At 60.7% G+C, this 19,923-nt stretch carries 15 protein-coding genes; 7 read left to right on the forward strand and 8 right to left on the reverse strand.

Annotation, left to right across the window (positions count from 1 at the left end; all coding sequences use genetic code 11):
• Nucleotides 1-225: 225 nt before the first annotated feature.
• Nucleotides 226-1,890 (reverse strand): energy-dependent translational throttle protein EttA, encoded by a 1,665-nt coding sequence (gene ettA, locus BLU71_RS17955; protein WP_016773108.1) that lies wholly within the window; start codon nt 1,888-1,890, stop codon nt 226-228.
• A 286-nt stretch (nt 1,891-2,176) separates the two neighbouring features.
• Here ettA and morA point away from each other — a divergent pair, with 286 nt between their 5' ends.
• The 5 genes from morA (at nt 2,177) to BLU71_RS17985 (ending at nt 10,633) form a co-directional block, all read left to right on the forward strand.
• A complete protein-coding gene (gene morA, locus BLU71_RS17960; RefSeq protein ID WP_042610513.1) occupies nt 2,177-6,025 on the forward strand; it encodes a cyclic di-GMP receptor MorA in 3,849 nt (1,282 codons plus the stop codon).
• 234 nt (nt 6,026-6,259) lie between these two features.
• Nucleotides 6,260-7,513: a serine hydroxymethyltransferase gene (glyA, locus tag BLU71_RS17965; protein WP_039761726.1), complete on the forward strand. Its 1,254-nt coding sequence runs from the start codon at nt 6,260-6,262 to the stop codon at nt 7,511-7,513.
• A gap of 329 nt (nt 7,514-7,842) precedes the next feature.
• Entirely contained in the window at nt 7,843-9,156 is a 1,314-nt protein-coding gene (locus BLU71_RS17975) for a C4-dicarboxylate transporter DctA (protein WP_083353602.1), read from the forward strand.
• Between the two features lie 49 nt (nt 9,157-9,205).
• Entirely contained in the window at nt 9,206-9,910 is a 705-nt protein-coding gene (locus tag BLU71_RS17980) for a FadR/GntR family transcriptional regulator (protein WP_083353603.1), read from the forward strand.
• A gap of 18 nt (nt 9,911-9,928) precedes the next feature.
• A complete protein-coding gene (locus tag BLU71_RS17985) occupies nt 9,929-10,633 on the forward strand; it encodes a GntR family transcriptional regulator (RefSeq protein WP_083353604.1) in 705 nt (234 codons plus the stop codon).
• Nucleotides 10,634-10,731: 98 nt separating this feature from the next.
• Here the strand turns inward: BLU71_RS17985 and yjiA are convergent, their stop codons facing one another.
• The 3 genes from yjiA to BLU71_RS18000 form a co-directional block, all read right to left on the reverse strand.
• A complete protein-coding gene (gene yjiA / locus BLU71_RS17990; protein ID WP_064364097.1) occupies nt 10,732-11,703 on the reverse strand; it encodes a GTPase in 972 nt (323 codons plus the stop codon).
• A gap of 154 nt (nt 11,704-11,857) precedes the next feature.
• Nucleotides 11,858-12,055 (reverse strand): YbdD/YjiX family protein, encoded by a 198-nt coding sequence (locus BLU71_RS17995; RefSeq protein ID WP_003228401.1) that lies wholly within the window; start codon nt 12,053-12,055, stop codon nt 11,858-11,860.
• A 15-nt stretch (nt 12,056-12,070) separates the two neighbouring features.
• A complete protein-coding gene (locus BLU71_RS18000) occupies nt 12,071-14,137 on the reverse strand; it encodes a carbon starvation CstA family protein (RefSeq protein WP_042610518.1) in 2,067 nt (688 codons plus the stop codon).
• A 160-nt stretch (nt 14,138-14,297) separates the two neighbouring features.
• On the opposite strand from BLU71_RS18000, the gene BLU71_RS18005 reads away from it, so the two are divergent.
• Complete coding sequence (locus tag BLU71_RS18005) at nt 14,298-14,666, forward strand: PilZ domain-containing protein (protein WP_065615646.1); 369 nt, start codon at nt 14,298-14,300, stop codon at nt 14,664-14,666.
• A 119-nt stretch (nt 14,667-14,785) separates the two neighbouring features.
• Here the strand turns inward: BLU71_RS18005 and radA are convergent, their stop codons facing one another.
• Genes radA through katB form a run of 3 tightly spaced genes read right to left on the reverse strand, consistent with a single transcriptional unit; the run spans nt 14,786 to nt 18,348 of the window.
• Nucleotides 14,786-16,153 carry a DNA repair protein RadA gene (gene radA / locus BLU71_RS18010; RefSeq protein WP_003228407.1) on the reverse strand — a complete coding sequence of 456 codons (1,368 nt, stop codon included), beginning with the start codon at nt 16,151-16,153 and terminating at the stop codon, nt 14,786-14,788.
• Nucleotides 16,154-16,200: 47 nt separating this feature from the next.
• On the reverse strand, nt 16,201-16,746 hold the full coding sequence (locus BLU71_RS18015) for an ankyrin repeat domain-containing protein (RefSeq protein WP_064364095.1): 546 nt from the start codon (nt 16,744-16,746) through the stop codon (nt 16,201-16,203).
• Between the two features lie 60 nt (nt 16,747-16,806).
• Entirely contained in the window at nt 16,807-18,348 is a 1,542-nt protein-coding gene (katB, locus tag BLU71_RS18020; RefSeq protein WP_083353605.1) for a catalase KatB, read from the reverse strand.
• Nucleotides 18,349-18,633: 285 nt separating this feature from the next.
• Here katB and mscL point away from each other — a divergent pair, with 285 nt between their 5' ends.
• A complete protein-coding gene (gene mscL, locus BLU71_RS18025) occupies nt 18,634-19,047 on the forward strand; it encodes a large-conductance mechanosensitive channel protein MscL (RefSeq protein ID WP_024014404.1) in 414 nt (137 codons plus the stop codon).
• Between the two features lie 45 nt (nt 19,048-19,092).
• On the opposite strand, the gene BLU71_RS18030 is transcribed toward mscL, so the two are convergent.
• Nucleotides 19,093-19,869: a ferredoxin--NADP reductase gene (locus tag BLU71_RS18030; RefSeq protein ID WP_083353606.1), complete on the reverse strand. Its 777-nt coding sequence runs from the start codon at nt 19,867-19,869 to the stop codon at nt 19,093-19,095.
• Nucleotides 19,870-19,923: the final 54 nt, after the last annotated feature.

Genomic DNA, 19,923 nt, shown 5'->3' on the forward strand with positions numbered 1-19,923 from the left:
TCAGGCGGTTTTTTGAGCTGATTTTGCACCTGAGTGGGGAGTCTGGATTCAAGCAATGCACCACCAGTTATACAGCTATCGCGAGCAGGCTCACTCCTACAGGGGAACGCATTTCAAATGTAGGAGTGAGCCTGCTCGCGATGGCCACACCTCGGTCCCGCTGAAAAAAACCGGGCAAAAAAAACGGAGCCCGAAGGCTCCGCTCTTTCTGCAACCAACCCGATATCAGGCCAGTTTCTTGTGACGTACCCGGTGTGGCTGGGCCGCTGCTTCACCGAGGCGTTTCTTGCGATCGGCTTCGTACTCGGTGTAGTTGCCTTCGAAGAACACCGCTTGCGAGTCGTCTTCGTACGCCAGGATGTGCGTGGCGACACGGTCAAGGAACCACCGATCGTGGGAGATCACAATGGCGGCGCCCGGGAAGTCCAGCAGGGCTTCCTCCAGCGAACGCAGGGTTTCCACGTCGAGGTCGTTGGACGGTTCGTCGAGCAGCAGGACGTTGCCGCCCTCCTTCAGGGTCAGCGCCAGGTGCAGACGACCGCGCTCACCGCCGGACAGATCCTTGACGAACTTCTGCTGGTCGCCGCCCTTGAAGTTGAAGCGGCCGACGTAGGTGCGCGACGGGATCTCGTAGTTGCCGATGCGGATCTGGTCGGAACCGTCGGAGATCTGCTGGAACACGGTCTTGCTGCCGTCGAGGTCTTCGCGGCTCTGGTCGACGCAGGCCAGTTGCACGGTTTCGCCGATTTCGATGCTGCCCGAATCCGGGGTTTCCTTGCCCATGAGCATGCGGAACAGCGTCGACTTACCGGCACCGTTACCACCGATCACGCCGACGATGGCGCCCTTCGGCATGGAGAACGACAGGTTGTCGATCAGCACGCGATCGCCGTAACCCTTGGTGACGTTCTTGAACTCGATGACCTTGTCGCCCAGGCGCGGACCGGCCGGGATATAGATTTCGTTGGTTTCGCTGCGCTTCTGGAATTCCTGCGATTGCATTTCCTCGAAGCGTTGCAGACGTGCCTTGGATTTCGACTGGCGGGCCTTGGCGCCTTTGCGCACCCACTCCAGTTCTTCTTTCATGGCTTTTTCATGAGCCGACTGCTGCTTGGACTCCTGGGCCAGACGATCGGACTTGGCTTCGAGCCAGCCCGAATAGTTGCCCTCGTAAGGAATGCCCGCGCCGCGGTCGAGTTCCAGAATCCAGCCGGCGACGTTGTCGAGGAAGTACCGGTCGTGCGTGATCGCGACCACGGTGCCCGGGAAGTCGTGGAGGAAATGCTCCAGCCACGCCACGGAGTCGGCATCCAGGTGGTTGGTCGGTTCGTCGAGCAGCAGCATGTCCGGGGCGGACAGCAGCAGACGGCACAGGGCGACACGACGCTTTTCACCACCGGACAGGTGTTCCACTTTCGCGTCCCAGGCCGGCAAGCGCAGCGCATCGGCGGCGACTTCCAGCTGGCGCTCGAGGTTGTGACCATCGCTGGCCTGCAGGATCGCTTCGAGCTTGGCCTGTTCAGCGGCGAGCTTGTCGAAGTCGGCATCCGGATCGGCGTAGGCGGCGTAGACCTCGTCCAGGCGCGCTTGCGCATCCTTGATCACGCTGACCGCTTCCTCGACCACTTCACGTACGGTCTTGGCGGGGTCGAGCTGCGGCTCTTGCGGCAGGTAACCGATGTTCAGGTCCGGCATCGGACGGGCTTCGCCTTCGAACTCGGTATCGACGCCGGCCATGATTTTCAGCAGCGTGGATTTACCCGAACCGTTGAGGCCGAGCACGCCGATCTTGGCGCCGGGGAAGAAGGACAGCGAAATGTTCTTGAGGATTTCCCGCTTCGGCGGAACAACTTTGCCCAGCCGATGCATGGTGAAGACGTATTGAGCCATGGAGAACCTTGGGTCAGTGACAGATGAATGATTGGAGCGCAGGCGATGCCTGGCCAGACTGTGCGCGTCGTTCACTTGATCACGATCAATGCGTGCGCGCTGGAAAAAGTCTGATTGTAGGGGCTGGAACGCCCCCGTCTAACCGGCAAAGCTACCTGAATGACCGGTGGCAGTCCAGCCGAGAGGGGCTGGCACTTCGCCACAACTCAAGGCATGCTAGCCGCCCTTCGGGCGTCCGGCTTATAGTGCACGTCGCGCCAGTCCAGCCAAATCGCAGGATCACAGCTTGACCAATGTCACTCCGCCAGCCTCTGTGAGCAGCACCCCACCGGCGCCCGGCTCGCCCCTGCGCGGTACATTGAAGGGGGCACTGGCCACCCTCGTGCTGTTATTGCTCGCGTTGCTGTTCTGGCAACTGCTCGATCAATTGCGTGAAACCCAGAAGAACCAGCGCCAGTACACCATCGACTACACCGCCGACCTCGCCGCGCAAGTCAGCCTGAACATGGCGCTGAACGCGCAAATCGCCCTCAATCTGCTACCGATCGTCGAGCAACCGCAAACTGCCGACGAACAGCAGATGCTCTTGCGCAAACTGCAGCGCTCGCTGCCCGATCTGCGCAGCATGGCCCTGCTCTCGCCCTCCGGCCGGATCATCAGCGACAGCGCCAGCGACAGCTCCGACGCCGATTACCTGACCGAACTGGTACGCCGCAGCCGCGCCCAGGCGCACTACTTCAGCAACGCCGATGACGGCTCGGTGGTGCACCTGTTGTTACATCAGGCCAGCGGCAGCAGCCGCGGTTACTGGGCGTTGCGCCTGACGCCGACGTTCTTCGACTCGCTGACCAAACAGGACGCCACCGCCCTGCGCCCATTGTGGCTGGTGGAAAACCGCCTCAATCACCAGATCATCAGCCGCGAAGCCGGATTGCCCTCGGCCAAGGCTGGCGGGCTGACCCCCGACGATGTCGCCAACACCGTGCTGACTGTGCCGCTGAGCAGCAGCGACTGGCAATTGCGCGGGCTGTTCGACCGCCAGCGCGTGCTGGAAGAATTGCTGCCGGCGTTCATCGGCAAATGCCTGCTCGGCCTGGCGTTCTCGATGCTGCCGGTGATTGCCCTGCTCAACATGCGCCGCCGCCAGCGCCAGGTGCATGAAGGCCGGCGGCGCTATCAGGACATTTTCGAAGGCACCGGCGTGGCCTTGTGCGTGCTTGACCTGTCCGGCCTCAAGCAGATGTTCGACAAGGCGCAGATCCAGACCAGCGACCAGCTCAAGGCCTGGCTCGACCAACCGCAGCAGCGCCAGCAATTGCTCGCGGAAATGCGCGTCACCGAGGTCAATCAGGTCGCCCTGCAACTGCTTGATGTGCATTCCTGCGACGATGCCTGGCAACTGCTGATCGACGGCCAGCGCCATCCGCAGTGCGCGATCGGTCAGCAGATCCTCGACGCCGTGCTGCAGCAGCAGAAGCAGCTGGAACTGGAAATCAAACTGCCCAACAGCAATGGCCGCGACCAGCACCTGTGGATGGTCCTGCGCCTGCCGAGCGAGCAGCACGACTATAAAGCGGTGATCCTCAGCATCAACGACATCACCAGCCGCAAGCTGATCGAACTGTCGTTGCTGGAGCGCGAAGGCTTCTGGTCGGACGTAGTGCGTACCGTGCCGGATCATCTGTATGTGCAGGACGTGATCAGCCAGCGGATGATTTTCAGCAACCACCACCTCGGCCAGACCCTGGGCTACAACCGCACTGAACTGCATCAGATGGGCGAATACTTCTGGGAAATCCTCCTGCACCCGGAAGACGCCGACTACTACCATCGCTCGCGGCAATTGCAGCGCCACGCCGGTTACAGCCAGTTGCTCCAGTGCCAATTGCGCTTCCGCCATCGCGACGGCAAGTGGCGGCGCTTCGACATTCGCGAACAGGCGCTGGCGCGAGACAAGCACGATCAGGTCACGCGGATCATCGGCGTTGCCAAGGACATCACCGAACAGATCGAGGCCAGCGAATCGCTGCGTGACAGCGAGCAGCGCTATCGCATGCTCGCCGAAAGCATCAGCGACGTGATTTTCTCCACCGACTCCAAGCTCTCGCTGAACTACGTCAGCCCGTCGGTGCAGGCCGTGCTTGGCTACAACGCCGAATGGATTTTCCAGAACGGCTGGCAATCGACCATCGCCAACCCCGGGCAGTTGAACGGCATCTACACGCTGATGGACCGCGTCAGCAAAGCGCTGGACAAGCCAGAGCAACTGGCGTTGCTGCGCAGTCAGGTGCAAACCCAGCTGTTCCTGTTCGACTGCCTGCGCGCCGATGGCCGCAAGATTCCGATCGAACTGCGCCTGGTACTGGTCTGGGACGAACACGGCGCGTTCGAAGGCGTGCTTGGCGTTGGCCGCGATATCAGTCAGCAGCGCCGTGCCGAGAAAGACCTGCGCATGGCTGCTACGGTATTCGAGCACTCGACCTCGGCGATCCTGATCACCGACCCGGCCGGCTACATCGTCCAGGCCAACGAAGCGTTCAGTCGGGTCAGCGGTTACACGGTCAGCGAAGTCCTCGACCAATTGCCGAACATGCTCACCGTCGACGAGCAGCAGGACGCGCACCTGCGCTACGTGCTCAAGCAGTTGCACGAGCACAGCACCTGGGAAGGCGAAGTGTGGATGAAACGCCGCAACGGCGAGCATTACCCGGCGTGGGTCGGCATCACCGCCGTGCTCGACGACGAAGGCGATCTGGCCAGTTACGTGTGTTTCTTCAGCGACATCAGCGAGCGCAAGGCCAGCGAGCAGCGCATCCACCGCCTCGCCTACTACGACGCCCTCACCCACCTGCCGAACCGCACGCTGTTCCAGGACCGTCTGCACACCGCACTGCAAGCGGCCGAACGGCAGAAGTCGTGGGTGGTGCTGATGTTCCTCGACCTCGACCGTTTCAAACCGATCAATGACTCACTTGGCCACGCCGCTGGCGACCGCATGCTCAAGGACATGGCCACGCGTCTGCTGGCCTGCGTCGATGACGACGACACCGTGGCGCGGATGGGTGGTGACGAATTCACCTTGCTGTTGCAGCATCGCTCCAGCCGTGAACTGGCGCTGAACCGGGCGATTCATGTCGCCGAGCAGATCCTCGCCAGTCTGGTGCGGCCGTTCGTGCTCGAGGGCCGCGAGTTCTTCGTCACCGCCAGTATCGGCATTGCCCTGAGCCCGCAGGACGGCAACGAACTCAGCCAGTTGATGAAGAACGCCGACACGGCGATGTACCACGCCAAGGAACGCGGCAAGAACAACTTCCAGTTCTATCAGGCCGACATGAACGCCAGTGCGCTGGAACGTCTGGAGCTGGAAAGCGATTTGCGTCATGCGCTGGAGCAGAACGAATTCGTCCTGTATTACCAGCCACAGTTCAGCGGCGACGGCAAACGTTTGACCGGCGCCGAAGCGCTGCTGCGCTGGCGCCATCCGCGGCGTGGACTGGTGCCGCCGGGGGATTTCATTCCGGTGCTGGAAGAGCTCGGGCTGGTGGTGGACGTTGGCGACTGGGTCATCAGCGAGGCCTGTCGACAGCTGAAAACCTGGCACCAGCAGCGGGTGCGGGTGCCGAAGGTCTCGGTGAACATCTCCGCACGGCAGTTTTCCGACGGCCAGTTGGGCACCCGGATTGCAACCATCCTGCGGGAAACCGGCCTGCCCCCGGCATGTCTTGAACTGGAGCTGACCGAAAGTATCCTGATGCGCGAAGTCAGCGAGGCAATGCAGATTCTTGCCGGACTGAAAAACCTCGGCCTGAGTATCGCAGTCGATGACTTCGGCACCGGTTATTCATCGCTGAACTACCTCAAGCAATTCCCGATCGACGTGCTGAAGATCGACCGCACCTTCGTTGACGGCCTGCCGTCCGGCGAACAGGACGCACAGATCGCCCGTGCAATTATCGCCATGGCCCACAGCCTGAACCTGGCGGTAATTGCCGAGGGCGTGGAAACCCACGAGCAACTGGACTTTCTGCGTGAGCATGGCTGCGATGAGGTGCAGGGTTATCTGTTCGGACGGCCGATGCCGGCGGGGCGGTTCGAGGCGCAGTTCTGCAACGACGCGCTCTTCATGTTCGACTAGAACACGCAATTGTGGCGAGGGAGCTTGCTCCCGCTTGAGTGCGCAGCGCTCACAGGGTTTTGGGGCCGCTGCGCAGCCCGGCGGGAGCAAGCTCCCTCGCCACACAACCACCCGATCACCGCTGATCCCGTCATGAACGCCACTTGTCTGCGACATGATGTCGTTTCATATGTCATCCAAAAGCGGTTGGGTTAGAATGCCCCCCTTTTCTGCCCCCGATCCTTGAGGACCGCCATGTTCAGCCGTGATTTGACTATTGCCAAGTACGACGCCGACCTTTTTGCCGCCATGGAGCAAGAAGCTCAGCGTCAGGAAGAACACATTGAGCTGATCGCTTCGGAAAACTACACCAGCCCAGCGGTGATGGAAGCTCAAGGCTCGGTCCTGACCAACAAGTACGCTGAAGGCTATCCGGGCAAGCGTTACTACGGTGGTTGCGAATACGTCGACGTGGTTGAACAACTGGCCATCGACCGCGCCAAGGAACTGTTCGGCGCCGATTACGCCAACGTTCAGCCGCACGCCGGTTCCCAAGCCAACGCTGCTGTCTACCTGGCCCTGCTGTCGGCCGGCGACACCATTCTGGGCATGAGCCTGGCCCACGGCGGTCACCTGACCCACGGCGCCAGCGTTTCCTCCTCGGGCAAGCTGTACAACGCCATCCAGTACGGCATCGACGCCAACGGCCTGATCGACTACGACGAAGTCGAGCGCCTGGCAGTCGAGCACAAGCCGAAAATGATCGTCGCCGGTTTCTCTGCCTACTCGCAGATCCTCGACTTCCCGCGCTTCCGCGAAATCGCTGACAAGGTCGGCGCCTACCTGTTCGTCGACATGGCTCACGTTGCCGGTCTGGTTGCCGCTGGTGTCTACCCGAACCCTGTGCCGTTCGCTGACGTCGTGACCACCACCACCCACAAGACCCTGCGCGGTCCACGTGGCGGTCTGATCCTCGCCAAGGCCAACGCCGAGATCGAGAAAAAGCTCAACTCCGCAGTATTCCCGGGCGCCCAGGGTGGCCCGCTGGAGCACGTGATCGCGGCCAAGGCGATCTGCTTCAAGGAAGCGCTGCAGCCTGAGTTCAAGGCTTACCAGCAACAAGTGGTGAAAAACGCCAAGGCCATGGCCGAAGTGTTCATCGCGCGCGGTTTCGACGTGGTGTCCGGCGGTACTGAAAACCACCTGTTCCTGCTGTCGCTGATCAAGCAGGACATCTCCGGTAAAGACGCCGACGCCGCACTGGGTAAAGCGTTCATCACCGTGAACAAGAACTCCGTGCCTAACGATCCACGCTCGCCGTTCGTCACCTCCGGCCTGCGCTTCGGTACCCCGGCTGTGACCACGCGCGGCTTCAAAGAGGCCGAGTGCAAAGAGCTGGCCGGCTGGATCTGCGACATCCTGGCTGACCTGAACAACGAAGCGGTGATCGATGCCGTTCGTGAGAAAGTCAAAGCCATCTGCAAGAAACTGCCGGTGTACGGCGCTTAAGTGCGACGTTAAACCTGCAGCATGAAAAACCGGCCAAGTGATTGGCCGGTTTTTTTTTGCCTGTTGAAAAGATCAAAAGATCGCAGCCTTCGGCAGCTCCTACGGGAAAATCGCATTTCAAATGCAGGAGCTGCCGGAGGCTGCGATCTTGGCTTCTGGACCACCGGTCAGACCGGTCATGCCAATTTCATGCTGCCCACTTGTAATCAGGAAAAACCCAAGCCTAGACTGCGCCTGCACTGGACATACCGGTAAGACCACAATAATTAAGTCCTGAATCCGATGCGCAACGCGTGCGGCAGCCAGGACACCGACCCAGGATTCCTCCCATGCTCAGATGGTGCTCGCGTTCAATCTTCCTTCAAGTGGTTCTCGGACTGATGCTCGGCATCGTCTGCGGGCTGACCCTTCCCGAATACTCCGCCCAACTGAAACCGCTCGGCGATGGCTTTATCAAACTGATCAAGATGCTGATCGGCCTGATCGTGTTCTGCGTGGTGGTCAGCGGCATCAGCGGCGCGGGCGATCTGAAGAAGGTCGGGCGCATCGGCCTCAAATCGGTGATCTACTTTGAAGTGCTGACCACCATCGCCCTGGTGATCGGCCTGGTGTTCGCTTTCAGTACCGGCATCGGCAGCGGCGCGAATATTCATCTTGAGCAACTCTCCAGCGCCGACATGGGCGACCTCGCTGAACGCAGCCAGCACATGCACACCACCACGCAATTCCTGATGGACCTGATCCCGACCTCGGTGATCGGTGCCTTCGCCGACAACAACATTCTGCAAGTGCTGCTGTTCTCGGTGCTGTTCGGCAGTGCGCTGAATCTGGTCGGCGAAGCGGCGTCCGGGATCTCGCGGCTGATCAACGAACTCAGCCATGTGATCTTCCGCATCATGGGCATGATCGTGCGGCTGGCGCCGATCGGCGTGTTCGGCGCCATCGCCTTCACCACCAGCAAATACGGCCTCGATTCGCTGCAACACCTGGGCAGCCTGGTCGGTCTGTTCTACCTGACCTGCGTTGCTTTTGTCAGTGTGATTCTCGGTCTGGTGATGCGCGTTTCCGGCCTGCGCATGTGGCCGCTGCTCAAATACCTGCGTGAAGAACTGCTGATCGTCATGGGCACCGCTTCTTCCGACGCCGTGCTGCCGCAGATCATGCGCAAGCTCGAACACCTCGGTATCGGCAGCTCCACCGTCGGCTTGGTGATCCCGACCGGGTACTCGTTCAACCTCGACGGGTTCTCGATCTACCTGACCCTGGCCATCGTGTTCATCGCCAACGCCACCGGCACACCCCTGGCGATGACTGATTTGCTGACGATTCTGCTGGTGTCGCTGATCACCTCGAAAGGCGCCCACGGCATTCCCGGATCGGCACTGGTGATTCTCGCGGCGACTTTGACCGCAATCCCGGCGATTCCCGTGGTCGGTCTGGTGCTGGTGTTGGCCGTGGACTGGTTCATGGGCATCGGCCGCGCGCTGACCAACCTGATCGGCAACTGCGTCGCCACCGTGGCCATCGCTCGCTGGGAAAAGGACATCGACGTGCAGCGCGCGAACAAGGTGCTCAACGGCGAACAGGGCTATAACTTTCAACCGCGAAAAACCGTCGCTCAGGCGGCGGCCAAAGAATTTTGAATGAGTGCCGTGCCTGCTGATTGGCAGGCACGGCGCAGGGAGCCAATACGTGATTACAACTTCAACCGTCGTCAATTCAGTGGTGGAAAAGCTCCGCGCCGCGTTGGCTCGTGGCCAGTGGCGCACAGGCGACATGCTTCCGGGCCAGCGCGAACTGGCCGAACAACTGGGCATCAGCCGGCCGAGTCTGCGCGAAGCGGTGATCGTCCTCGAAACCCTCGGTCTGGTGCGCTCGATGCCGGGCAAAGGCGTGGTCGTCCTCGATGCGCAACTCAGCGACAGCCAGAGCCACGACAGCGCGGTGGCCGGCGCCAGCCTCGAAGACGTGCTGCAACTGCGCTACACCCTCGAGCCGTTCATCGTCGGGCTGGTCGCGCAATCGATCAGCAGCAAGGAAGTCGGCCAGTTGCGCCTGACCCTGATGGACATGCGCGAAGCCCTCGAGGCCGGCGACAGCGAAGCCGGGGTCAGCGCCTACATCGCCTTCCACGAAGAACTGTTCACCCTGACCTCGAACCCGATTTTCCAGAGCGTGGTCCAGCAGACCAGCAATGCCCTCAAGCAAAGCGCGGACGTGTTGCGCAATTCCCCGGAGCATCTGGCTGAGCGTCTGGAAGAAAACGAAGCCGTGGTCCGCGCGATCCGCAGCAAGAACAGCGCTCAGGCCAGCGCCGAGATGCGCCGGCACATTCTGCGCGAAGGCCAGCGCATGGGCGTCGAGCTGAATATCCCGGATGACAACCTGCCCACCTGATTTGCCAGGAGAACGGCCATGAACAGTTTTGCTTCAGCCTCGCATGCGCACTCCACTGCCCTGCCCTTTCCTGGCCTGCGCACGCCGGTGGAGGATCTGTATCCGCGAGTGTTCGACGCGATCCTCGAGCAGCGCATCGATGAACACAGCCGGTTTACCGAGGACAGTCTGAAGGCGATGTTCAGCGCCAGCCGCGCCGATGTGCGGAGGGTACTGACGCAGTTGTCCCATGAACAGATCGTGGTGCTGCGCGCCAACCATCGACCACGAGTAATGGCGCCGGATCGAGAGCTGATCCGACAGACGCTGCATGCTCGGCGACTGGCTGAAAGCACCTTGGTGCGGTTGGCGTGCCAGCGCCCGCGTGCAGATGAATTGAATCGCCTGCGTACGTTGATCGAACGCGAGAAGCGCGCCGTCGAGCAGGATCGGCGCGGGGCGGCGATTCGCTTGTCGGGGGAGTTTCATCTGCAGTTGGCGCGGATGGCGGGGAATGCACCGTTGGCGCATTTTCTTGACAGTCTGGTGCCGCTGACGTCATTGGCGATTGCGCGGAGTCGGTGCCCGACGCGCAGCTGTTGCGCGTGGCAAGAGCATTTGGCGTTGGTTCAGGCCGTCGAGCGAGGTGATGCTGCCAAGGCAGAGGTGCTGATGAATCGGCATCTGGATCATCTTGAGCAGACACTGCTCGGTCCAGATCTTGAGCATTGTGTTGTTGGTTAGATTGCTATCGCGAGCAGGCTCACTCCTACATTTGAAATGCGTTCCCCTGTAGGAGTGAGCCTGCTCGCGATGGCGTCATCATTGACACTACAAACCCATCAGGCAGAGGCCACCCTGGCAAACCCCGCCCGAATCTTCTCTTCCGGCAAGTCATCGGCGATAAACACGATCACACTCTCTCGCGCTTCGCCTTCGGCCCATTCGGTGTCCCAGTCGAAACCATACAGCTTCAACACCCCCTGAAACACCAGCCGTCGATCTTCCCCGGCGATATTCAGCACGCCTTTGTAGCGCAGCAATTGCTTGCCGTGCTCTTCCAGCAGTTCGTTCATGAACTCGCTGAGCTGATCGATATCCAGTGCCTGATCGGTGCGCAGCACCAGGCTGGAGATGCGATCGATCGAGGGTGCCTTGCTCACCGGACGCAGGCTCAAACCGCCGCCCAGATCAGCATTGAGGTTGAAGCCGCGCACATCCAGCAGTTCGGCCAGATCAATGTTGCCATGCTCGACCACGCGGATCGGCGCGCGACGGTTGATTCGCGTAAGGCGTTCGCTCAATGCGGTGAACGTCGCCTCATCGACCAGATCGGTCTTGCTCACCAGCAAGCGATCGGCGAAACCGATCTGCGCCTGGGCGATGGTCTGGGTCAGGTGCACATCGGCGTGAGCGGCGTCGACCAAGGTGATGATGCCGTCGAGCAGATAACGCTCGCGCAGCTCTTCATCGATGAAGAACGTCTGCGCTACCGGCGCCGGATCGGCCAGACCGGTGCATTCGATCACCAGACGATCGAAGGCGATTTCGCCACTGTCCAGGCGCTCGAGCAGCAAGTACAGCGCCTTGGTCAGGTCGGTGTGAATGGTGCAGCAGACGCAGCCGTTGGCCAGGGTCATGACCTGCACCGGCTCGTCACCGAGCAGTTGGGTGTCGATCCCGGCGTCGCTGAATTCGTTCTCGATCACGGCGATTTTCAGACCGTGCTCGGCTTTCAGTAAATGACGCAGCAAGGTGGTCTTGCCGGCGCCGAGGAAACCGCTGAGTACCGTTACAGGTATGGGAGAAGACAAAACTGATCCCCTTCACAAAATGAATGAACAACACAAAAACAAATGTGGGAGCGAGCCTGCTCGCGAAAGCGGTGTGCCAGTCAAATCACTCATCACTCCACTTCGCGAGCAGGCTCGCTCCCACAGGGGATTACCTCAACCGCAGGCTGTCAGCTCAACAGCACTTCGGCCCACCCTTGCCACCGTAACGGGCTTCCTGACGTTCGCGAAAGAACATCTCGTAGCTCATCACCGGTTTGTCCGGGTGCTTGGTTTGCATATGCTCGACGTAGGTGTCGTAGTCGGGCATGCCGACCATCAGGCGCGCGGCCTGACCGAGGTATTTACCGAGGCGACTCAGGTCATTGAACATGCTGCAATCCTCTGGTTACGCATCCGGCAGGGCCTGGAATGGCGATTCTTTATCCGTGCGCTCTTTCTTGCCCCAGGCGGCGATGCCGACCTTGAGCGCGTAGAACAGGATGCTGAAGACCACGAACAGGAACAGCGCGGTGAGTGTGGCGTTGGTGTAGGCGTTGAAGATCACGTGCTGCATCTGCTCGACGCTTTTCGCCGGTGCCAGCACCTGACCGTTGGCCAGCGCATCGCTGTACTTCTTCGCCAGCGAAAGGAAGCCGATCGCCGGGTTGGCGTCGAACAGCTTGATGAAGCCAGCGGTGGTGGTGCAGATCAACAGCCAGGTGGCCGGCAACAGGGTGACCCAGATGTAGCGCTGACGCTTCATCTTGATCAGGACCACGGTGCCGAGCATCAGCGCGATACCGGCGAGCATCTGGTTGGAGATGCCGAACAGTGGCCACAAGGTGTTGATGCCGCCCAGTGGATCGATCACGCCCTGATACAGCAACCAGCCCCACATCGCCACACAACCGGCGGTAGCGATCAGGTTGGCGGTCCAGGATTCGGTGCGTTTCAGCGCCGGGACGAAGGAGCCGAGCAGGTCCTGCAGCATGAAACGCCCGGCACGGGTACCGGCATCGACAGCGGTGAGGATGAACAGCGCTTCGAACAGGATCGCGAAGTGGTACCAGAACGCCATGGTGTTTTCACCCGGCAGGACACTGTGCAGGATCTGCGCGATACCGACCGCCAGGGTCGGCGCACCACCGGCGCGAGCCAGGATGGTGGTTTCGCCGATGTCATGGGCAACCGCTTGCAGCGCCTCAGGCGTGATTGCGAAGCCCCAACTGGTGACCATTTGCGCTACTGACGCGGCATCACTGCCGACCACGGCGGCCGGACTGTTCATGGCGAAGTACACACCCGGCTCGATCACCGAAGCGGCAACCATGGCCATGATCGCTACGAACGACTCCATCAGCATGCCGCCGTAACCGATGTAGCGGGCGTTGGTTTCGTTATCCAGCAGCTTCGGCGTGGTGCCCGAAGAAATCAGTGCGTGGAAACCCGATACCGCGCCGCAGGCGATGGTGATGAACAGGAACGGGAACAGACCGCCCTTCCACACCGGCCCGGTGCCGTCGACGAACTGGGTCAGCGCCGGCATTTTCAGCTCGGGCATGGTGATCAGGATACCGATCGCCAGCGCGACGATGGTGCCGATCTTGAGGAAGGTCGACAGATAGTCACGCGGGGCGAGAATCAGCCAGACCGGCAGCGACGCGGCGACAAAACCGTAACCGACCAGCATCCAGGTAATCTGCACACCGGTGAAGGTGAAGGCCTTGGCCCATACCGGATCGGCAGCAATCTGCCCGCCCAGCCAGATCGAACCGAGCAGCAGCAACACGCCGACCACGGAGATTTCGCCGATGCGGCCCGGGCGGATGTAGCGCATGTAGATGCCCATGAACATCGCGATCGGGATGGTCGCCATCACGGTGAAGATGCCCCACGGGCTCTCGGCCAGGGCCTTGACCACGATCAGCGCCAGCACCGCGAGGATGATGATCATGATCAGGAAGCAGCCGAACAGCGCGATGGTCCCGGGAATCCGGCCCATTTCTTCACGCACCATGTCGCCCAGGGAACGGCCGTTGCGGCGGGTCGACATGAACAGGACCATGAAGTCCTGCACCGCGCCCGCCAGCACTACGCCGGCAATCAGCCAGAGCGTGCCGGGCAGATACCCCATCTGCGCCGCCAGCACCGGGCCGACCAGCGGCCCCGCGCCAGCGATGGCCGCGAAGTGGTGACCGAAAAGAATGTGTTTGTTGGTCGGCACATAGTCCAGACCATCGTTGTTGAGCACGGCGGGGGTAGCCCGACGCGGATCCAGTTGCATCACGTTGTTGGCGATGAACAGACTGTAGTAACGGTACGCAACCAGATAAATGGCCACGGCAGCGACCACAATCCACAAGGCGTTGATCGCCTCGCCGCGGCGCAATGCCACTACGCCCAGGGCGCACGCTCCTACGATTGCCAGCACGAGCCAGGGTAAGTGGCGCAGCAGGCTATTATTATTTTTCATTTTTTTATTCCAGCCAGGGTGGACAAGAAAGACAGCCACCCCGAGTTTAGCGCTTACGGCGCCAAAGGCCATACCCCGACATAGGTCTAGACGCGTGCGCGATTGGCTGGCGCACGCATTCGCAGTCTATAGTCAGCGAACCTTCATGAGGATTTGCGCCATGAACGATCACTCCGCCAATCGACGTCGCTTCAAACGTATTGCGTTCGATGCCCGAACCGAGCTGAAACAGGGCGAGTACACCTGGCCGGTCAGGCTGATCGACCTGTCACTCAAGGGATTGTTGATCGAACGGCCGGAGCCGTGGCTTGGTGATAAAGAGCAGGACTTTGCCGTCGACATTCATCTGAGCGATGACGTCGACATCGAGATGGATGTGCATCTGGCCCACGAGGAGAACGGCCATTTGGGGTTCATCTGCCGGCATATCAGCCTGGAGTCGATCCAGCGCCTGCGGCGGTTGATCGAGTTGAACCTGGCGGATGAGGCCGAGCTGGAGCGCGAGTTGGGTGCGTTGATCGAAATCTAGAACCCGCCATCGATCAACTGTAGGAGTGAGCCTGCTCGCGATAGCGGTCTGCCATTCAACATATCATTGACTGATTGACCGCTATCGCGAGCAGGCTCACTCCTACAGGGGAATGGTGGTTATTCGAAGAGCGCGTCGAGGGCTTGTTCGAGGCGAGTGACCGCAATGATCTGCAACCCCGCCGGCGCTTCCTTCGGTGCGTTGCCCTTGGGCACGATCGCGCGTTTGAAACCGTGCTTGGCCGCCTCCTTCAAACGTTCCTGGCCGCTCGGCACCGGGCGCACTTCGCCGGACAGGCCGACTTCACCGAACACCAGCAGATCATGCGGCAACGGCCGATTGCGCAAACTCGACATCACCGCCGCCATCAGCGCCAGATCCGACGCGGTTTCCAGCACCTTGACGCCACCGACCACGTTGAGGAACACGTCCTGATCGTGGGTCGGAATGCCGCCATGACGGTGCAACACCGCGAGCAGCATCGCCAGACGGTTCTGATCCAGACCCAGCGTCACCCGACGCGGGTTGGCCAGATGACTGTCATCGACCAGCGCCTGCACCTCCACCAGCATCGGCCGGGTGCCTTCCCACGTCGCCATGACCACACTGCCGGGGACTTCTTCCTGGGCTCGGGTGAGAAAAATCGCCGAAGGATTGGAGACTTCTTTCAGGCCCTTGTCGGTCATGCCGAACACGCCCAACTCGTTCACCGCGCCGAAACGGTTTTTCACTGCACGCAGCAAACGCAGGCGACCGTCGGATTCGCCTTCGAAATACAGCACGGTGTCGACCATGTGTTCCAGCACACGAGGACCGGCCAGAGCGCCCTCTTTGGTGACGTGGCCGACAAGGAAAATCGCCGTGCCGCTCTGCTTGGCGTAACGCACCAGCAACGCCGCGCTCTCGCGCACCTGGGATACGCCGCCCGGCGCCGATTGCAGTTGCTCGGTGAAAATGGTCTGGATCGAGTCGATCACCATCACCTTGGGCTTTTCCTGACGGGCGGTGGCGATGATGGTCTCGATGCAGGTCTCGGTCATCACCCGCAGTTGATCCTGCGGCAGGCCGAGCCGGCGTGCGCGCATCGCCACTTGCTGCTGGGACTCCTCACCAGTGACGTACAGCGCCGGCATGCTCTTGGCCAGATTGCACAGGGTCTGCAGCAGAATGGTCGACTTGCCGATCCCCGGGTCACCGCCGATCAGCACCACTGAACCGTCCACCAGCCCGCCGCCGAGGACGCGATCGAGCTCACCGGACGCGGTGGAAAACCGTGGAATTTCTTCGATGCTGACTTCGGCCAGGGTCTTGATCTGGGCCTGTTGCCCGGCCCAGCCGGTACGTCCGGTGGGTGCCGTGGCGCCGCCGCTTTCGATCATGGTTTCAGTCAGGGTGTTCCAGGCACCGCACTCACCGCACTGCCCGGCCCACTTGGGAAAGGTTGCGCCGCACTCGGTGCAGCCGTACATGCGCTTGGCCTTGGCCATCAGAACCCCCGGAACAAAAGACGCGATGATAACGCAGCCACCGCCGATCAGCGCGGCGCAGCGGTACGGATTTCGCCACTGGCCAGACGCGCGGCGCTGTTGCCCAGCGGATCCTCGGCGTTGAGGTCGGCACCCTTGGCTTGCAATGCATCAAGCAATTCCAGACGCTTGAACAGCCCGGCATACATCGCCGCCGTCTGTCCGGCGCCGTTACGCTGGTCGGGGCTGCAATCGGTCGCCATCAGGCGCCGGGCAATCTGCAACTCGCCCTTGAATATCGCGCCCATCAGCGCCGTGTTGCCACGTTGATCCTGAGCACAGGCGTCCGCGCCTGCTGCCAACAGTCGCTCAACCGCCGGCGCCTGACCGTGATAGGCGGCCAGAATCAGCGCGGTGTAACCCTTGCTGTCGCGGGTATCAAGGGAATAGCCGGACTCGATAAAGGTTTCGAGCATCGGCACATCCCCGCGGCGCGCGGCATCGAAGTAATAAGCCTGCAACTGCGCCTTGATTGCCTCGGGGCTTTGCTCGACCGGGGCCGCCCCCGCAGTGAACGACAGGCACGCGGCCAGGCATGAAAGAAAAATCCGCATCGGGCACTCTCCTTGAACGCACGCGAGGCATGACCGGCCCTCGCGTGCGCCGCATCGCTATCAGTCGGTCAGTTTGGCCGCCAGTGCTTTCACACGGCTGAGGTCGCCCTTGGCCACTTCGGTCACACCGCTGCCGTACTCAGGGTCGGCCTTGTACAGGAACGACAGGATGATGTGCTTGCTCTCGTCATCGGTGGTGGCCAGCGAGCCGCCGAAGCTGTCGATCAGGTCGCGACGCTCCTGCTTGCTGTACGAGCGATACAGATCACCGGCCTGCTTGAAGTTCTGCTCGCGCTGGATCTTCGCCTGCTGGGTGCTGCCGGACAGCGCCGACTGGCTGTAACGCGCCGCTGGCGTCTCTTCACGCGGTTGCAGACGGCTCGGCTGGTAGTTGACGCCGGACTGGCTGGCGCCGTAATTCATCGCACCGTCCTGATTGCCATTGTTCACCGCAGTTTTCGGCGCGTTGATCGGCAATTGCAAAGCATTGGCGCCGAGACGATACATCTGCGTATCGGCATAAGAGAACACCCGGCCCTGCAACAAACGATCTTCCGAAGGTTCGATACCCGGAACTACGTTGGCCGGCGCCATGGCTACTTGTTCGGTTTCCTGGAAGACGTTGGCCGGATTGCGGTTCAAGATCATTTGTCCAACTTTGCGTTCGGGAATACCCGGCCAGATCTTGGTCGCGTCCAATGGATCGAAATCAAACTTGGACAAATCCTGTGGCTTCAGAACTTGCACGTACAAGTCCCACTTCGGGAAGTTGCCTTTGTTGATATTGCTGACCAGGTCATTGGTCATATGGCTGTAATCCTGACCCTGAACTTTTGCGACCTGCTTTGGCCGCAGGTTATTAATGCCCTGCAAGCTCTTCCAATGAAACTTCACATAATGAACTTCATTCTTTGCGTTGATCAGCTTATAGGCATGAACGCCATTGCCGTCCATTTCCCGGTAACTGGCCGGAGTGCCGTAGTTGGAATACAGCTCGGTCAGCGTGCGGGTGGCTTCGGGTACATGGGAGAAGAAATCGAACCGGCGCGAATCGTCGTCAAGGTTGGTGCGCGGATCGGGCTTGAAGGCATGCACCATGTCCGGGAATTTGATCGCATCGCGGATGAAGAAGGTCGGGAAGTTGTTGCCGACCAGATCCCAGTTGCCGTCAGCGGTGTAGAACTTGGTGGCGAAGCCGCGCGGGTCGCGCAGGGTTTCCGGGGAATGGTTGCCGTGCACCACCGCCGAGAAACGCACGAACACCGGGGTGCTCTGGCCTGCGGCGAACACCTTGGCCTTGCTCAGGTCGCTGAGGTCGTTGGTCACGGTGAAAGTGCCATGGGCGCCGGTGCCGCGCGCATGGACGACGCGCTCGGGGATGCGTTCACGGTCGAAACGCTGCAGCTTCTGGATCAACTGCACATCCTGCAGCAGCACCGGGCCGTTGGCGCCGGCGGTTTGCGAGTTCTGATTGTCACCGACAGCAGCGCCATTGTCGCGGGTCAGCGGAGCGGCGTTGACCGAAAAGGTCAGCAGGCTGGCGGTCAATACACCGAAAGTGCGGCGATGGGGAAAAGCCCCCAGTCCAGGAGTGGATGTCATATCAGGTTCCTCTGGTTTTATGGGGCGCATCCAGGTGCGCCACGCCAAGGCTAGAGGCCTGCGTCGCGGAACATAAATAGAAAGAACGTAACACCATGATTGAAGAAATTGGCTGTGCAATCAGCGCTTTACCGCGTATTTCGCGCGCGATTGCTGGCATTTTGCAAACTAATCGTCAATTGATGTGTCGATAAAAACGGGCATTGTAAGAAGGTGTGTCGCACAGGAGGCGTTTCGCTGATTTACACTGCCAACACCAAACTCATCTGTAACAAGGAAATAACTATGGGCGTGCTTAGCGAGTTCAAGGCCTTCGCGGTCAAAGGCAATGTGGTCGATATGGCCGTCGGTATCATCATTGGCGCGGCGTTCGGCAAGATTGTTTCGTCGTTTGTCGGCGACGTGATCATGCCGCCGATTGGCCTGTTGATCGGTGGGGTGGACTTCAGTGACCTGGCCGTCACGCTCAAAGCCGCCCAGGGCGATGCGCCCGCAGTGGTGCTGGCTTACGGCAAATTCCTGCAGACCGTGCTGGATTTCGTGATCGTCGCGTTCGCCATCTTCATGGGCGTCAAAGCCATCAACCGCCTCAAGCGCGAAGAAGCCGTGGCGCCAACCGCGCCGCCGATCCCGAGCAAGGAAGAGCAGCTGCTGGGCGAAATTCGCGACCTGCTCAAAGCGCAGAACGAGCGGCCCTGAAGCATCCGCTGGGCAATAAAACGGCACCCGCGGGTGCCGTTTTCGCTACCAGTAATTTTCCACCGCAACCTGCCCCGGCTTGCGCGTCAGGCTCAGGCGCATGTCGCGCTGCTTGAGCAAGGCGCGGGTGTCGTCGATCATCTGCGGATTGCCGCACAACATCACCCGCGAATGCTCTGGCGAAAGCTCGACGCCCGCTGCTCGCTCCAGTTCGCCATTTTCGATCAGCGCAGTAATCCGGCCCTGCAGCGCGCCGGGGTGCGCCTCACGGGTCACAGTCGGGATAAACCGCAATTTGTGCGCATGCTCGCTGAGGTAGTCACGTTGCGCCAACCCGGCAATCAACGCCTGGTAAGCCAGTTCCCGCGCTTCACGCACGCTGTAGACCAGAATGATGCGCTCGAATTTCTCCCAGACTTCGAAGTCCTGCAGGATCGACAGGAACGGCGCCACGCCGGTGCCGGTGGACAGTAGCCAGAGATCGCGACCATCGACAAAGCGATCCAGGGTCAAATAGCCGAACGCCTGGCGTTCAACCATCAGGCTGTCGCCCACCCTGAGCCTGCTCAACTCACTGGTGAACTCGCCCCCCGGCACCACAATGGAAAAGAACTCGAGAAACTCGTCGAACGGCGACGACACCATCGAATACGCGCGCCAAACGGTACTTCCGTTGGCCTTGGTGACGCCCAGGCGGGCGAACTGGCCGGCACGGAAGCGAAAGCCGGGATCGCGGCTGGTGCGCAGCGTGAACAGGTTCGGCGTCAACGGTTGGACATCGAGCAAAGTCTGGGTGGTGTACTTCTCGGCGCTGGCAGTCATGAGGCACTCCTTGAAACGATTGCCCACAGTGTCCCGCAAAATCGCCTTGCCTAA

It is taken from the genome of Pseudomonas moraviensis (genome assembly GCF_900105805.1).
Taxonomy (GTDB): domain Bacteria; phylum Pseudomonadota; class Gammaproteobacteria; order Pseudomonadales; family Pseudomonadaceae; genus Aquipseudomonas; species Aquipseudomonas moraviensis_A.

What these genes read in the sequence shown, in the direction of transcription:
- BLU71_RS17995 (WP_003228401.1), bottom strand. Translation starts at nt 12,055, where the DNA reads ATGTTCAATGACCTGAGTCGCCTCGGTAAATACCTCGGTCAGGCCGCG.
- BLU71_RS18030 (WP_083353606.1), bottom strand. Translation starts at nt 19,869, where the DNA reads ATGACTGCCAGCGCCGAGAAGTACACCACCCAGACTTTGCTCGATGTC.
- BLU71_RS18000 (WP_042610518.1), bottom strand. Translation starts at nt 14,137, where the DNA reads ATGAAAAATAATAATAGCCTGCTGCGCCACTTACCCTGGCTCGTGCTG.
- BLU71_RS17985 (WP_083353604.1), top strand. Translation starts at nt 9,929, where the DNA reads ATGAACAGTTTTGCTTCAGCCTCGCATGCGCACTCCACTGCCCTGCCC.
- BLU71_RS17975 (WP_083353602.1), top strand. Translation starts at nt 7,843, where the DNA reads ATGCTCAGATGGTGCTCGCGTTCAATCTTCCTTCAAGTGGTTCTCGGA.
- BLU71_RS18005 (WP_065615646.1), top strand. Translation starts at nt 14,298, where the DNA reads ATGAACGATCACTCCGCCAATCGACGTCGCTTCAAACGTATTGCGTTC.
- mscL (WP_024014404.1), top strand. Translation starts at nt 18,634, where the DNA reads ATGGGCGTGCTTAGCGAGTTCAAGGCCTTCGCGGTCAAAGGCAATGTG.
- BLU71_RS18015 (WP_064364095.1), bottom strand. Translation starts at nt 16,746, where the DNA reads ATGCGGATTTTTCTTTCATGCCTGGCCGCGTGCCTGTCGTTCACTGCG.
- glyA (WP_039761726.1), top strand. Translation starts at nt 6,260, where the DNA reads ATGTTCAGCCGTGATTTGACTATTGCCAAGTACGACGCCGACCTTTTT.
- katB (WP_083353605.1), bottom strand. Translation starts at nt 18,348, where the DNA reads ATGACATCCACTCCTGGACTGGGGGCTTTTCCCCATCGCCGCACTTTC.
- ettA (WP_016773108.1), bottom strand. Translation starts at nt 1,890, where the DNA reads ATGGCTCAATACGTCTTCACCATGCATCGGCTGGGCAAAGTTGTTCCG.
- radA (WP_003228407.1), bottom strand. Translation starts at nt 16,153, where the DNA reads ATGGCCAAGGCCAAGCGCATGTACGGCTGCACCGAGTGCGGCGCAACC.